The organism is Colwellia sp. BRX8-4 (assembly GCF_014077345.1).
GTDB lineage: Bacteria > Pseudomonadota > Gammaproteobacteria > Enterobacterales > Alteromonadaceae > Colwellia_A.
On sequence record NZ_JACGVS010000008.1, the window covers coordinates 13,890 to 29,457 of the forward strand.

Annotated in this window: 13 protein-coding genes; 9 read left to right on the plus strand and 4 right to left on the minus strand. The window is 40.0% G+C overall.

What is annotated here, in order from left to right; genetic code table 11:
• The first annotated feature begins 27 nt into the window (after positions 1–27).
• The 9 genes from H4J56_RS08550 (at position 28) to prpF (ending at position 10,955) form a co-directional block, all read left to right on the plus strand.
• Positions 28–939 (plus strand): DNA polymerase III subunit delta', encoded by a 912-nt coding sequence (locus tag H4J56_RS08550; RefSeq protein ID WP_182216865.1) that lies wholly within the window; start codon positions 28–30, stop codon positions 937–939.
• A 137-nt stretch (positions 940–1,076) separates the two neighbouring features.
• Positions 1,077–1,403: a PilZ domain-containing protein gene (locus H4J56_RS08555; protein WP_182216863.1), complete on the plus strand. Its 327-nt coding sequence runs from the start codon at positions 1,077–1,079 to the stop codon at positions 1,401–1,403.
• A 38-nt stretch (positions 1,404–1,441) separates the two neighbouring features.
• Entirely contained in the window at positions 1,442–2,212 is a 771-nt protein-coding gene (locus tag H4J56_RS08560; RefSeq protein WP_070376507.1) for a TatD family hydrolase, read from the plus strand.
• 377 nt (positions 2,213–2,589) lie between these two features.
• Positions 2,590–3,819 (plus strand): nucleoside recognition domain-containing protein, encoded by a 1,230-nt coding sequence (locus H4J56_RS08565; protein ID WP_182216861.1) that lies wholly within the window; start codon positions 2,590–2,592, stop codon positions 3,817–3,819.
• Positions 3,820–3,972: 153 nt separating this feature from the next.
• On the plus strand, positions 3,973–4,665 hold the full coding sequence (locus H4J56_RS08570) for a GntR family transcriptional regulator (RefSeq protein ID WP_182169907.1): 693 nt from the start codon (positions 3,973–3,975) through the stop codon (positions 4,663–4,665).
• 73 nt (positions 4,666–4,738) lie between these two features.
• A complete protein-coding gene (prpB, locus tag H4J56_RS08575; protein WP_070376509.1) occupies positions 4,739–5,629 on the plus strand; it encodes a methylisocitrate lyase in 891 nt (296 codons plus the stop codon).
• A 78-nt stretch (positions 5,630–5,707) separates the two neighbouring features.
• Entirely contained in the window at positions 5,708–6,847 is a 1,140-nt protein-coding gene (prpC, locus tag H4J56_RS08580; protein WP_182169913.1) for a 2-methylcitrate synthase, read from the plus strand.
• Positions 6,848–6,852: 5 nt separating this feature from the next.
• Entirely contained in the window at positions 6,853–9,477 is a 2,625-nt protein-coding gene (gene acnD / locus H4J56_RS08585; RefSeq protein WP_070376511.1) for a Fe/S-dependent 2-methylisocitrate dehydratase AcnD, read from the plus strand.
• Positions 9,478–9,752: 275 nt separating this feature from the next.
• On the plus strand, positions 9,753–10,955 hold the full coding sequence (prpF, locus tag H4J56_RS08590) for a 2-methylaconitate cis-trans isomerase PrpF (protein WP_182216859.1): 1,203 nt from the start codon (positions 9,753–9,755) through the stop codon (positions 10,953–10,955).
• 93 nt (positions 10,956–11,048) lie between these two features.
• Here prpF and dgcA read toward each other — a convergent pair whose 3' ends face one another.
• From dgcA to gltS, 4 genes are all read right to left on the minus strand, one after another.
• Complete coding sequence (gene dgcA, locus H4J56_RS08595) at positions 11,049–12,116, minus strand: N-acetyl-D-Glu racemase DgcA (RefSeq protein ID WP_182216857.1); 1,068 nt, start codon at positions 12,114–12,116, stop codon at positions 11,049–11,051.
• Positions 12,116–13,111, minus strand: coding sequence for an N-acetyltransferase DgcN (dgcN, locus tag H4J56_RS08600; RefSeq protein ID WP_182216855.1), 996 nt, complete (start codon positions 13,109–13,111; stop codon positions 12,116–12,118). Before dgcN ends, dgcA begins: the two co-directional genes overlap by 1 nt.
• Before the next feature lie 128 nt (positions 13,112–13,239).
• Positions 13,240–14,115 carry a LysR family transcriptional regulator gene (locus tag H4J56_RS08605; RefSeq protein WP_182216853.1) on the minus strand — a complete coding sequence of 292 codons (876 nt, stop codon included), beginning with the start codon at positions 14,113–14,115 and terminating at the stop codon, positions 13,240–13,242.
• A gap of 50 nt (positions 14,116–14,165) precedes the next feature.
• The gene (gltS, locus tag H4J56_RS08610) at positions 14,166–15,380 is read right to left on the minus strand and encodes a sodium/glutamate symporter (RefSeq protein WP_182216851.1); all 1,215 of its coding nucleotides are present in this window, start codon (positions 15,378–15,380) and stop codon (positions 14,166–14,168) included.
• Between the last annotated feature and the right edge of the window lie 188 nt (positions 15,381–15,568).

Consider the following 15,568-nt stretch of genomic DNA (forward strand, 5'->3'; position numbering starts at 1 on the left):
GACTATCACCGTTAGCAGGAAACACTAATGCACAGTTGGTTAGAGCAACAGCAACTTTTGTTATCAAAGCAAATAACGCAAATAAAATTACCGCATGCCATCTTGATCAATGGTGTCGAAGGCGCGGGTAAAAGTGATCTTTCGCTGTGGCTTATTCATGCTTTGTCTTGTACTAAACCCCAAAACTCGCAGGGTATTATCTTACCGTGTAACGTCTGTAAGGCGTGCTTACTGCATAAAAGTCATACTTACCCAGACCATTTGCTTATTGAAAGTGGCGGAAAAAGTATTGGTGTTGATCAAGTGAGACAAGCGAGTCGTTTTTTCGAAAAAACAGCGCAAATAGGTCATTGTAAAACGACATTAATAACCGCAGCACATCATATGACTATCTCTGCGGCCAATGCCTTATTAAAAACCCTCGAAGAACCTAATGCTAATAACTATATTGTTTTATTAACCTCTGAAGTTGAAACGTTATTGCCGACCATTATTAGTCGTTGTTATGTGATTGATATTCGGCCGCCGGTTGGTGAAAAATTATTAGCTGAGCTTAAGCAATCTGGTAGCGACCCTTTTGTTAATTTGAGTCACTTAAAAGAACTCTCTGACAGTTTTGTTAATGACCAATACCAACATTTTGAGAGCTGTTTCTTTACTTTTTTGCAAAATAAAACCATTAAACGTAGTGAAATATTAAGCTTACTGGTTGATAACACCAATAGCGTTCGCTGGTTAGAAAAAGTCATGGTTAAGTTGATGCGCCAACAATATAATTGGCTAAAAGGCGACATTATCTTGAATGAGCAGGTAATATGGTCAATATATCAATTAGTTTTGTCTGCTATTAAACAACTTAAATTGTTAATGCAAGCAAACAAACAATTCATCTTTGAAAAGCTACTGGTTGACATAACAGCAGTTATAGAAGAAAAATAGAAAAATAAGTACGCGCGAATAGCAAGCAATATTAGCTCAATTCATCTTTGAAAAGCTACTGGTTGACATAACAGCAGTTATCGAAGAAAAATAAGATTATAATAACTAGCTCATAAGATAAATTTTGAGGAATAATGATGAAACAATTTAGCTTAGAATTTTTATCTGACAGAGAATTATATCAATACTATATGCCCTTTGTTAAAAATGGTGGGCTATTTGTTCGCAGTACAGAGCAATTTAATTTGGGCGATGAGGTAACACTTGAAGTCACCTTGCCTGACGCCCTAGAGCCATCAAGTGTTGTAGGCAAAGTATGCTGGTTAACGCCAACAGGTGCTCAAAATGGTACACCAGCGGGTATTGGTGTTAGTTTTGAAGAAGATAATGACAATGTACGTAATCAAATTGAAAAGTTGATAGGGCGCTTACTGAGCTCTTCAGAGCCAACATTATCAATGTAGGGTTTTGTTTTAATTAAAAAATTATTGGAGAAAGTTGTTTGTTTATAGATTCACATTGCCACTTAGATAGACTGGATTTAACCGAGTTTGATGGCGAGTTAGACAATGTTTTAAAAGCCGCCGCCGCCGCTCAAGTAGACGAGATTTTGTGTGTTAGCGTAACCTTAGCGGAATTTCCTAGCATGGTAGAAAAAACGGCTAAATATGATAATGTCTGGCTGTCGTGTGGCGCTCACCCACTAAATCAAGATGATTTAATTGACCAAGAAGAGCTTGCCCGTTTATCACAAACCGACAAAGTGATTGCGATTGGTGAAACTGGCTTAGACTATTTTTATGCCCCTGAAACTAAAGCGGTGCAACTCGATTCTTTTCGCAAGCATGTCCGTGTTGCGAATCAATTAAATAAACCGCTAATTATTCATACTCGTGATGCTCAGCAAGATACCTTAGATATTCTTCGTGAAGAAAATGCCGCAAATGTTGGTGGTATTTTACATTGCTTTACCGAAACTTGGGATATGGCAGAGCAAGCGATTGACCTTGGTTTTTATATTTCATTTTCTGGTATCGTTACCTTTAAAAATGCCAGTGAATTACGTGAAGTTGCTAAACTTGTCCCCGATGATCGATTTTTAATTGAAACAGATGCACCTTACTTAGCGCCAGTTCCTCATCGAGGAAAGCAAAATCAACCCGCTTATGTAGTCGATGTCGCTAAATTTTTAGCAAGCGTTCGTGGACAGTCAGTTGAAACGATAGCCGAGCTTTCAACGGCAAATTTCAAACGACTTTTTAAGCTAAAATAAAGGCAAAAAAGTGCCCGAAACTATTGCTAGCTCGGGCCCAAGGGAATGGCTCGTAAAGCATGAGCCGTGCGCTAATAAACACTATTTACATCGATAAAAATCAGTAAAATAAAAATGAAAAATCGCGAGCAATTGATTAATATTTACACTGTGTGATTAATTGTAGTGTAAACTTTTTTAAAAGCTAATTTAAATTTTATTTATTATAAGTTACTGATAAATAGTATTTGTTTTGTTATCTTGTATTTTACGGCTAACACCCACACCGCTAGTGTGCCGTTATTTCTCTCCACTTGTCTACAAGCGTATTTGACTGTAATTACTGCGGCTAATATGTCATGATAATTTCATTATCTATGACTAATAAGATTATCTTTGTGTTAAATCGTTTGTGGATCAGTTTCTTTTTTATTGCTTTTGGCTCGGCGCTTTATCAATGGTTTTTTCTTGATAATCTTTTAATCTTTGAAGAACTCGTGCAAGCGCTTTTTTCAATGTCAAAAGTGACCGTTGATATTGCGATTGGCTTAATTGGTATTTTAAGTTTTTGGTTAGGCATGATGAAAATTGCTGAAAACGCCGGTTTAATGGATAAGCTTGCGCGCGCTATTTCGCCGTTATTCACCCGTTTAATGCCAGGTGTCCCTAAAGGTCATCCGGCTATTGCTTCCATGACGATGAATTTATCGGCTAACTTTTTAGGTTTAGATAATGCAGCAACGCCGCTTGGCTTAAAAGCCATGCAAGATCTTCAGCAATTAAATCCGCAAAAAGATACCGCAACCAATGCGCAAATATTATTCCTGGTTTTAAATACCTCAAGCGTTACACTTTTTCCCGTTGCTGTGTTTGTTTATCGTGCTCAGCAGGGAGCTGCTAGCCCTACCGATGTTTTTGTCCCTATTATATTGGCAACATTTGCTTCAACTTTCGCTGGCTTATTAGCGGTAGCCACAGTGCAAAAAATTAAGCTGTATAACTCCATTATTTTACTCTATTTATCTGCAGCGATTGCTTTAGTAGGAGGTTTAGTGGTGTATTTCTCGATGCTGACCTCACAAGCACTTGCCGAACAGTCGTCATTTTTAGGCAATTTTTTAATTTTTTCGACCTTAATTATTTTTATTTTGGCAGCGGTTAGAAAAAAGGTCGATGTATACGACAGCTTTATAGAAGGGGCTAAAGAAGGTTTCGACACCAGTATTAAACTTATTCCTTATTTACTGGCGATGTTGGTCGCTATTGGCGTCTTTCGTGCAAGTGGCGCATTAACACTAATTGTCGACAGTTTTAGAGAGTTAGTGATGTTTTTAGGATTTGACACCCGCTTTGTTGATGCGATGCCTACGGCGTTAATGCAACCGTTAAGTGGCTCTGGTGCCAGAGCTATGATGATTGAAACGATGAAAACCCATGGTGCCGATTCTTTTGCCGGTCGATTAGCATCAATTTTTCAAGGATCAACAGAAACAACTTTTTATGTACTAGCCGTTTATTTTGGCTCTGTGGGTATTCGATATAGTCGACATGCCATTGCCTGTGGCTTACTTGCTGATTTAGCTGGGATTACTGCTGCAATAGCGGTTTGCTATTGGTTTTTTGGTTAACCCCCTCAGCGCCTACACCTAATTTAACGAGTGAATTGTCGACAATTATACTTTGGTCTACTTGACTTTTAAGCTGTGTGCTTTAGTATGATTTTTAAAATCGGTAAATGTCGACAATTACCTCATTAAGACAATTATGGCGCTAGCATACTTATGGCATTAGACAATCCAACCTTACAAGAACCAGTGACTACTGCAGACAAAGTTTTCTATGCCATACTTCATGCGATTGTTGATGGAAAAATAGCCGCAGGCAGTAAAATTAGTGAGCCCGGGTTAGCTAAGCAATATGAAATCAGTCGTTCTACTTTGCGAGAAGCCCTCAATCGTTTAGAAAAATGTCATTTAATTGAGCGTAAAGCCAATGTTGGCTCAAGAGTTGTTGATTGCACCATCGAAGGCTTATTAGAAATATACGTGGTTCGTGAAGCGCTTGAAGGCATGGCTTGTCGAGAAGCGGCAATTAACATGAGCGATGATGAAATAGCCGAAATGCAAGATATGCTCGCTCAACACGCCAACTCACAAGACCTTATTGATGGTGTTGCTTATTATCAAGAAGAGGGCGACTTAGACTTTCACTATAAAGTGATATTAGGTAGCCATAATCAACAATTAATCAATATTCTTTGCGGGCAGCTCTACCACTTAGTGCGTATGTACCGTATTCAATTTGGCATGCATAGCCCACGCGCAACCCGTGCCTTTGAAGAACATTCACATATTATCCAAGCGATTTGTGACCGAGATGGCGAACTTGCTGAAATTTTGATGAGACGTCATATTGCCGCATCAAGAAAAAATATCGAAAAGAAAATAGCGCTACAAAATAGCGCGACACAATAAATAAAAGTAAAGCTGACCAGTGGCTTTAACAAATAGCACAACAATTATTTAACAAAAACTAAGAGGAAACCCTATGTCTACGCAACTTTCACCTGGCGCTAAATTCCGTCAAGCACTAGTAAACAATAAACCTTTACAAGTAGTGGGTACTATCAACGCTTATTGCGCGATGATGGCTGAGCAATTAGGTCACCAAGCTATTTACCTTTCAGGTGGTGGTGTTGCCAATGCTTCATATGGTTTACCAGATTTAGGTATGACGTCATTAAATGATGTTATTGCTGACGTACAACGTATTACTGCTGCTTCAAGTTTGCCTTTGCTGGTTGATATAGATACCGGTTGGGGTGGCGCGTTTAATATCGCTAAAACTATTCGCGATATGGAAAAAGCAGGGGCAGCCGCGGTTCACCTTGAAGACCAGGTGGCACAGAAACGTTGTGGACATCGTCCAAATAAAGAAATTGTTTCAACCCAAGAAATGGTTGACCGTATTAAAGCCGCTGTAGATGCACGTATTGATAAAGACTTCTTTATCATGGCTCGTACTGATGCTTTTGCTCAAGAAGGCTTAGAAGCGGCACTTGAAAGAGCTAAAGCTTATGTGGCAGCGGGAGCCGATGGTATTTTCGCCGAAGCAGTTAAAACAGAAGAACATTATCGCGCTTTTACCGAAGCGTTAGATGTACCAGTGCTCGCTAATATTACCGAATTTGGTCAAACCGAATTGTGGAACAAAGCGCAACTAGGTGAGTGGGGTTGTGCGATGGTACTTTACCCATTATCAGCATTTCGTGCGATGAATAAAGCGGCTGAGTCGGTTTACAAAACCTTACTTGATGATGGTGACCAAAAAGCTGAAATCGACAATATGCAAACGCGGATGGATTTATACGATTACTTGGGTTACCACGACTACGAGCAAAAGCTTGATGCTTTGTTCACCGAAGGCAAAAATAAGTAACAGATATTATAATAAAATAAAACTAAGTTAGCAGCGATACAAGCGACTAACCCAACAAAAGAATATGAGGAAAATAGTATGTCAGATGTAAAAGTAGCAGATAAAAAAATTGGTGGCGCAGGCTTACGTGGTCAAAGTGCGGGTGAAACTTCGCTTTGTACCGTTGGTGAGTCAGGCTCAGGTTTAACCTATTGTGGTTATGATATTGCTGATTTAGCTGAAAACAGTACCTTTGAAGAAGTTGCTTATTTACTCTTTCATGGTGAACTCCCTAATGAAAAAGAACTCGCCACTTATAAAGCTGAGTTGTTTGCCATGCGCGACTTACCGCAAGCATTAAAAGCGGTATTAAAACTGATCCCAAAAGAAACTCATCCAATGGATGTTATGCGCACCGGTTGTTCATTCTTAGGTAATTTAGAGCCAGAAAATGATTTTAGCGAGCAAAATCAAGCCGCCAATCGCTTATTAGCCGCATTTCCTGCCATTATGTGTTACTGGTATAAATTCTCCCATGACGGTGTAGAAATTGACTGTACTTCAACCGAAGACTCTTTAGGCGGACATTTCTTGCGCTTACTCAATGGTGAAAGCCCATCAGCACAGCATCAACGTGTTATGGACGTATCATTAATTTTATATGCAGAACATGAGTTTAATGCTTCAACCTTCACGGCGCGTGTATGTGCTTCAACCTTGTCTGATATGTTTTCATGTGTCACCGGTGCTATTGGCACATTACGTGGTCCACTTCATGGTGGTGCTAACGAAGCCGCAATGGATATGATTGAATCATTCTCATCGCCAAGCGACGCTAAAGAAAAAATGGCGGGTATGCTTGAACGTAAAGAAAAAATTATGGGCTTTGGTCACGCAATTTACCGTACTTCAGACCCACGTAATGTCATTATTAAAGCATGGTCTGAAAAGTTAGCGGCTGAAAATGGGGATACGTCACTTTACGATATTTCAGTAGCCTGTGAAGAATTCATGTGGGATACCAAAAAGTTATTCTGTAACGCTGATTTTTTCCATGCTTCAACGTACAGCTACATGGGTATTCCCACTAAATTGTTTACCCCTATTTTTGTCTGTTCACGCGTAACAGGTTGGTCTGCTCACATTATGGAGCAACGTTCAAATAACCGTATTATTCGTCCAAGTGCTGACTACAAAGGCGCTAAGCCGAGAACGGTTCCACCTATCAGCGAAAGGTAATGACTATGAATTATGAACATCGCAAACCGCTGCCCGGTTATAAAATTGGCGGCATCAATATAGATTATTTTGATACTCGAGGGGCGGTTGAAGCAATAAGCGCCGGTAGTTACGCAAAACTACCTTATACCTCACGCGTATTAGCTGAACAATTGGTACGCCGTTGTTCACCTGAAACCTTAACAGATTCACTTAAGCAATTAATTGAGCGTAAGCAAGATCTTGATTTTCCATGGTATCCGGCACGTGTTGTTTGTCATGATATTTTAGGTCAAACGGCTTTGGTTGATTTAGCGGGTCTGCGTGATGCCATTGCCGAGCAAGGTGGTGATCCTTCAAAAGTAAACCCGGTTGTACCGACGCAATTAATTGTTGATCATTCTGTTGCTGTTGAACATGCTGGTTTTGAAAGTGATGCGTTTGAAAAAAACCGTGCCATTGAAGACCGCCGCAACGAAGACCGTTTCCATTTTATTGAATGGACCAAAACAGCGTTTAAAAATGTTGATGTTATTCCTGCGGGTAATGGCATTATGCATCAAATCAATTTGGAAAAAATGTCACCGGTTATTCAACTCCGTGACGGTGTTGCTTTTCCTGATACTTGTGTTGGCACCGACAGCCATACCCCACATATCGATTGCTTAGGTGTTATAGCTATTGGTGTCGGTGGTTTAGAAGCTGAAACTGTCATGTTAGGTCGCCCGTCGATGATGCGCTTACCTGATATTATTGGCGTAAAACTGGTAGGTAAACGCCAACCGGGTATTACAGCTACTGATTTGGTTTTAGCTATTACTGAATTTTTGCGTAATCAAAAAGTGGTATCAAGTTACTTAGAATTCTTTGGTGAAGGTACCAAAGGTTTAACTATAGGTGACCGCGCTACTATTTCGAACATGACACCAGAATATGGCGCTTCAGCAGGAATGTTTTATATTGATCAACAAACCATTGATTATTTAAAACTGACCGGCCGTGAGCCAGAGCAAGTTGAACTGGTAGAAACCTATGCTAAACATACCGGTTTATGGGCTGATGACTTAGCTGACGTTGAATATGACCGCGTTATCGAGTTTGATTTATCATCAGTTGGTCGTAATATGGCTGGCCCGTCTAATCCGCACAGTCGTTTACCGACCAGCGAATTGTCGTCAAAAGGCATAGCGAAGGACCTTGATGCCTGTAAAGCACAAGAAAAAGCCGGAGAAATGCCAGACGGCGCGGTTATTATTGCCGCTATAACCAGTTGTACTAATACCTCGAACCCTCGCAACGTTGTGGCGGCAGGCTTAGTGGCTAAACGCGCTAACGAGCTTGGCTTATTGCGCAAGCCTTGGGTTAAATCATCTTTTGCACCAGGTTCAAAAGTCGCGAAACTTTATTTAGAAGAAGCCGGTTTATTATCTGAAATGGAAAAAATGGGTTTTGGTATTGTCGGTTACGCTTGTACAACTTGTAACGGCATGTCGGGCGCGTTAGATCCAAAAATTCAACAAGAAATTATCGACCGTGATCTTTATTCAACGGCGGTTTTATCGGGTAATCGTAACTTTGACGGACGTATTCATCCGTATGCTAAACAAGCCTTTTTAGCCTCACCACCGTTAGTAGTTGCTTATGCTATTGCCGGTACGATGCGTTTCGATATTGAAAAAGATGTACTCGGACAAGATCAACAAGGTAATGATATTACCTTAAAAGATATTTGGCCAACTGACGAAGCCATAGATGCGATAGTTGCAAGCTGTGTTAAGCCAGAGCAGTTCAAGAAAATTTATACGCCGATGTTTGATTTAGGCGCTTTTGAACCGGCTGAATCTCCGCTTTACGATTGGCGAGAAATGAGCACCTACATTCGTCGTCCACCTTATTGGGAAGGCGCCTTAGCGGGTGAACGTACCATGAAAGGTATGCGTCCGTTAGCAGTTTTAGGTGACAACATCACCACAGATCATTTATCACCCTCAAATGCTATTCAACTCGATAGTGCTGCAGGGGCTTATTTAGATAAAATGGGCTTACCTGAAGTAGACTTTAACTCTTATGCAACGCATCGCGGCGATCATTTAACCGCGCAACGAGCAACTTTTGCTAACCCTAAATTGTTAAATGAAATGTGTCGTGATGACAAGGGTGACATTAAACAAGGTTCACTGGCGCGTATAGAGCCAGAGGGCACAGAGTCACGTATGTGGGAAGCGATTGAAACCTACATGGAGCGTAAGCAACCGTTAATTATCGTTGCTGGCGCTGACTATGGTCAAGGTTCATCACGTGATTGGGCGGCTAAAGGTGTTCGTTTAGCCGGCGTTGAAGTGATCGTTGCCGAAGGTTTTGAGCGTATTCATCGTACTAACTTAGTGGGCATGGGTGTTTTACCTTTGCAGTTTGTTAATAACGAAACACGCCATACCTACAATATTGATGGTACCGAAACATTTGATGTTGCAGGTAACGGTGAAATGTCACCGGGCGCTGAAATGAACGTGTTAATGACCCGTACCAACGGCGAATTATTAACGATACCAGTTAAGTGTCGTTTAGATACCGCCGAAGAAGTGTCAGTTTACAATGCGGGTGGCGTATTGCAAAAGTTTGCGAATGACTTCTTGGAGTCTAATAGATAATTGATTTTTAATGTTTTATCTAGGTTTAAAGTGCTCATTGACCTTAGTCAACTGCGCATTGGCATTGATAAAACACTTCTTATAAAAATCAACTCGGTGTAATTTTAATTAAAGCAGCAATTTAGGTAACTAATTTGCTGCTTTTTATTAGTGACAAAATCGTAAAGCAAAAAGCTTTTTAGTAAAGATAATGGCAGCAGCATAGACCGCTATGTGACATCATTCAACCTAGCTAAAGCGTCTTTTGAGAAGCGAAAAATATTGAAGGAAAACTGATGATTCATACTCCCCAAGTACACATACCTCAAGTAAAGATTCCTGCTACTTATATGCGTGGCGGCACTTCAAAAGGTGTGTTTTTTAATTTAACTGATTTACCTGAACGTTGTCAGGTTGCCGGCGAAGCACGCGATAATATGCTGCTACGCGTTATTGGTAGTCCAGATCCTTACGGCAAACAAACCGATGGTATGGGCGGCGCAACCTCAAGCACCAGCAAAACCGTTATCTTAGCAAAATCAAACCAAGCCGATCACGATGTAGATTATTTATTTGGCCAAGTGGCTATCGATAAAGCGTTTGTTGATTGGAGTGGTAACTGCGGTAACTTAACCGCTGCAGTTGGCTCATTTGCGATTAATTCTGGCCTTGTTGATGCAACGCGTATTCCTGAAAACGGTATTTGTACCGTACGTATTTGGCAAAAAAACATCTCGAAAACGATTATTGCTCAAGTACCTATCACCAACGGTGAAGTACAAGAAACAGGAGATTTCGAGCTCGACGGGGTTACTTTCCCTGCGGCAGAAGTACCGGTTGAATTTATCGCGCCCGTTGATCCATCAGAGGCGATGTTTCCAACGGGGAATATTGTTGATGACCTAGAGGTACCCGGTGTTGGCGTTTTTAAAGCAACCATGATCACCGCAGGTATCCCAACCATCTTTTTAAATGCAGATGAAATTGGTTATACCGGCACCGAGTTACAAGAAGCCATTAATGGCGACCCTGCAGCACTAGAACGCTTTGAAACGATTCGTGCTTATGGCGCGATTAAAATGGGCTTAATTACTGAACTTTCAGAAGCCGAGGCTCGCCAACATACGCCCAAAGTTGCTTTTGTTGCACCAGCAAAAGATTATGTTACCTCAAGTGGTAAAGCTGTTTTAGCAAGCGATATTGACTTACACGTTCGCGCATTGTCTATGGGTAAATTACACCATGCGATGATGGGCACAGCTGCAGTGGCTATTGGCGCAGCAGCCGCTATTCCTGGTACCTTAGTTGCTCTTGCTACTGGTAATGCTGCAGGTGAAGGATCAGAATCTGTGACTTTTGGTCATCCATCAGGCACGCTTAAAGTAGGAGCACAAGCCAGTGAAGTTAATGGCGCTTGGATTGTTGATAAAGCCGTAATGAGCCGAAGTGCTCGGGTATTAATGGAAGGTTGGGTACGTATTCCTGGCGATTCATTTTAATTTCTAATTAAAACTTAAAAAAAAGCCCTGCAAGCAGGGCTTAGACATTTCAAAAAATTGAAGTCTTTAAGGGAATAAAGAGAAACATAAAAATTAATCAATAAGTAAATTACTCGCTGCTTGCAATGTATGCGGACCGCCCCATAAAATCGGTGGAAGAGGTTGCATCACCCCTTTGTCAAAACTGAAACCAAACTCTCGGTCATCGCGTATAAGTAATGGGCCGTCTAAGTCAACATAACGTGCTTTGTTAACAAGTAATGCAGCTGGGGCCATGGCTAAAGAACTTCCAACCATACACCCGAGCATAATTTCGAAGCCTTGACGTTTTGCTTGCTGAGCCAGCAAAACTGCTTCGGTTAAGCCGCCTGTTTTATCGAGTTTTATATTAATAACTTGATAACGACCTTTTAAATAATCAAGCTCTGCACGAGTATGACAGGATTCGTCAGCGCAAAGAGGAATGGGTGAGTCAAAATTAATTAAGGCTTGATCATGTCCAGCTTGAAGGGGTTGTTCAATTAAAATAACGTTTAACGCTTTAAGCTGTGCACAGTTGTTCGCCAAATCATCAATTGACCAGCCTTCGTTAGCATCAACAATGAATTCGCTGTTAGGCGCTGCCTGCGCGATAGCTGTCATTTTTTTGATAATATCTTGATTATCAAGCTTAACTTTAACTAATGGCGGGTTATTAAGTTTAGTAACGGCTTCAGCCATAGCTTCAGGCGTATCTATACTGAGTGTTTGAGCTGTAATACAAGCTTTAGCAGGATCAAGGTGTAATAATTCTTCGACCGTTGTGTTTAGTTTTTTAGCTTGTAGATCCCACCAAGCACAATCTAAAGCATTTCGTGTTGCTCCTGCAGGTAAGGAAGCAAGCGTTTCACCAATGTTTTTATTGGTTATCTCGGTTAAAGCTAGCGCGCTAATTTGTTCCATAACAATATCCACAGATTCATTATAACGAGCGTATGGTACTGCTTCCGCCCAACCACAATGTGTTCCATCATCTATTGTTACTACAACCACATTTGCTTGAGTTTTTGCGCCTCGAGCAATACGAAAAACACTTTTTAATCGCAGTTGTTCATTGAAAACGTTGATTGTCAGTTTGTTAACTGAATGCTGTTTTTCACTTGCTTTATTTTCTGTCACCATTACAAAGTAGCCACAATGCTATCTGTACCATCTCTTAATGGGTCAACACAAGGAAGCGAAAATTCCTCACTTAGTTTAGCACAAATACGTTGCCCTTCTTCGACGCTAACACTTGAAGTATTCACCGTAATACCGACAACTTTAGTGTTTGGATTGGTTAATTTTGCGGCTTGTAAATTTAAGTTGATGGTTGCCTCAATGCTCGGAAATTTACTATGAGGTAAGCCGCGCATATAACTACGATTTAAGTCATGACAAATAACCAAAGCATCAGGTTGAGAACCATGCAGTAAACCTAAACTAACCCCTGCAAAAGCTGGGTGAGAGAGCGACCCTTGACCTTCAATAATATCCCAATGTTCGCTATCATTATTCGGAGATAAAGACTCAGCGGCCCCTGATAAAAAGTCTGAAATAACACAGTCAATAGCTACACCAGTACCTGCTATTAAAATTCCGCATTGTCCTGTTGCACGAAAATCAACATTCATTTTATGTTTTTTCATTGATTTCTCTAAGCTTAGAGAGGTATACATTTTTCCAACCGAGCAGTCAGTTCCTACCGTAAGGAGCCTTTTACCGGTGCGCTTAACGCCAGTTCCCGTAATAAATTCGGCTTTAGGATGACGAATATCAAGTAATTTTCGGTTTGTTTCTTTAGCTTTAGCGACAATTGCTGGGAAATCGGTAAGTTTATTGTGCAAGCCACTAACTATGTCCATGCCGTTGTCTAAAGCTTCAATAATATAGGGTAGCCATTTTTTATCTAGTACACCGCCACTGTTGGCAAAGCCAAGAATGAAAGATTTTGCGCCTTTCTCCGCGGCTTGCTTGATATTTAATTTTTTAATTCCCGTTGAAACTTTACAACCAGTAACCGCATATTCACCAATGCATAGTTCTGGGCGCCAATCTGAAACACCACGCGCCATTTTTATTGACAGTTGGTCGGTGGCGTCGCCGATAAATAATAAGTATGGAGAAGCAATATGCATAGCTGTATTCCTAAAGTTAAACGTGGATAATTTTTATTTGTATCCAGAGCTTAACTTAGTGAGCATGCATTAAAAGTGACAAGGTTTTAATTGATCATAACCTAGGGTTATGTTTTTGTTTTATTCCTTTAAAATCCTAGGGTTAGGTATGGCATAAACTCATCAATAACCTTTGAATACTTACGGTTTTCAAGATGAACAGCATTTATATTAAAAGCTAAAGTGGGTTCGAAAGATGCTATAGCGACATTATCGCTTAAGTTACCTTCTGCAGTAAAACGGTCGACAACACATACACCTACGCCTCTAGCGACTAATCTAGCGGCAATAAAGTAGGTTTGAACTTTGATTGTTGATTTGAAATTAATGTCTTCCTCCATAATTCTTGCCCATAGCATTTCAGCTAAGGGGCCGCTGTCGCTTATGTCAATAAATTCAAGATCACAGACTTCATTAAGGGTTAACTTTGTCGGACAATGCGGGAATTTGTCTTTAGGATAGACAATAACCAGCTCAGATTGTGCTAATGAAACAGAGGTCAACCCCGGCAGTGTTTTAGGAGAAAACAAAACCGCTAAGTCACATTTATGCTCTAATAGCGTTTGCATCATTTCGTCGTTATGAATAGTTTGAATATCGAAAGTGACATTAGGAAAGTCTTTATGGAAGTTGGCAATGACATTTGGGATAACATCAAAACCAAGTGCAGGAGAAACCCCTAAACTTATGCTTCCAAATTCTGACTTTTTAATATTTTGCGCGGTATTTTTGATTGAACGCATTTGTTGATAAATTTTGTCAACTTCATCAAAGAGCATTTCAGCTTCATCCGTTGGGATAAGTCGGCCCTTAACCCTGTCAAATAAGTTAAAACCTAATTGAAGCTCAGCATGAGATAACACTTTACTGACAGACGGTTGCGACACATGCAATATTTTAGCGGCATTGGTGATTGAACCAGTGGTATAAATAGCATGAAAAATTTCAATATGTCTTAAGCGCATTGTGTTTCCTAAAAATCAAAATATTAATGAGTGTTTTATACTGTCCGACTTTAACCATTCATAAATGGAAAACTTAAATATAACTGTATAACCAACGCATTGGTAATATCAATAAAAAATGCACCAACTAGTGGCACAACCAAAAATGCTTGAGGGGAAGGGCCATGACGAGAAACCAAAGATTCCATATTAGCAACCGCCGTTGGTGTAGCGCCTAAGCCGAACCCACAGTGTCCACCAGCCATAATTGCAGCGTGATAATTTTTTCCCATTATTCTAAAAGTGATAAAATAAGCAAATAACATGAGCATGACAGCTTGTACGAGAATCATAAATATCATTGGGCCAGCTAGGCTAACTAACTCCCAAATTTTAAGTGACATTAATGCCATTGCTAAAAACATTGAAAGTGCCATCGTACCCCATAAATCAATACACGCTCGGCTAATTTTATAGGTTTTAGTGAACTCGGTAAAATTGGTAATAACAACGCCTACTAATAATGGAATTAAAAAAGCAGGTAACACAACATCCACAGATTTTAGGGCTAAATAACCGATATTACCTAAATACATACAGCTTAAAATAACAAATAAAGTTTCCATCATCTTTCTTGGCGTAACAAGATCATGATCATCAGGATCAAAGGTGATGGTATCGTCAAGTTCTTCGTGGTACGAGTTATCGGGTTTCAAATTGTATTTTGTGATCAATCTTTTGCTGACGGGGCCACCAACAAGCCCACCTAAAATTAGACCTAAAGTTGCGGCCGCCATCGCTAATTCAAAGACACTACTAGGTAAACCATATTCATTAATGAATAAATCAGAGTATGTTGCACCATTACCATGGCCGCCAGAAAGGGTAACTGAACCACCAATGAGTCCCATTAAAGGATCTAGTCCTGTAGCCATTGCTATCGAAACACCCACCGCATTTTGCACAATTAAATATAAGGTGGCGACACCCAGGAACAACAAAACTTTAGGACCACCTTTAATAAGTAACGCAAAACTTGCACCTAATCCGACCGTTGTAAAAAAAATGGTCATTAATGGTGTTTTAAAAGACATGTCGAATAGAAAGTTTACCTCAAAATATATATATAAAATGGCTGAAAGTATTGAGAACACAATGCCTCCTACCACAGGTTCAGGAATATTATTATTTCTTAAAAACATCACTTTACTATTTAAAAAGTATCCCGTGAAAAGAATTAATAAAGCGATTATAAATGTTTCTATTATTGATATTTCTAGTTGCATGTTATTCGTTGCCTTTATTTTTATGACACTTTTATTTTTATAATGAATGAACTGTATGTTCAAAAACAGAAATCTGATTGTAAAGGGTAATCAACCAATAAGCAGTTCAAAAAGTTAACAAAAGCATAACCAAAGGTTCTAATCAATCAACTATCGCATATATAAACGCTTACTTTATGATAATCTTG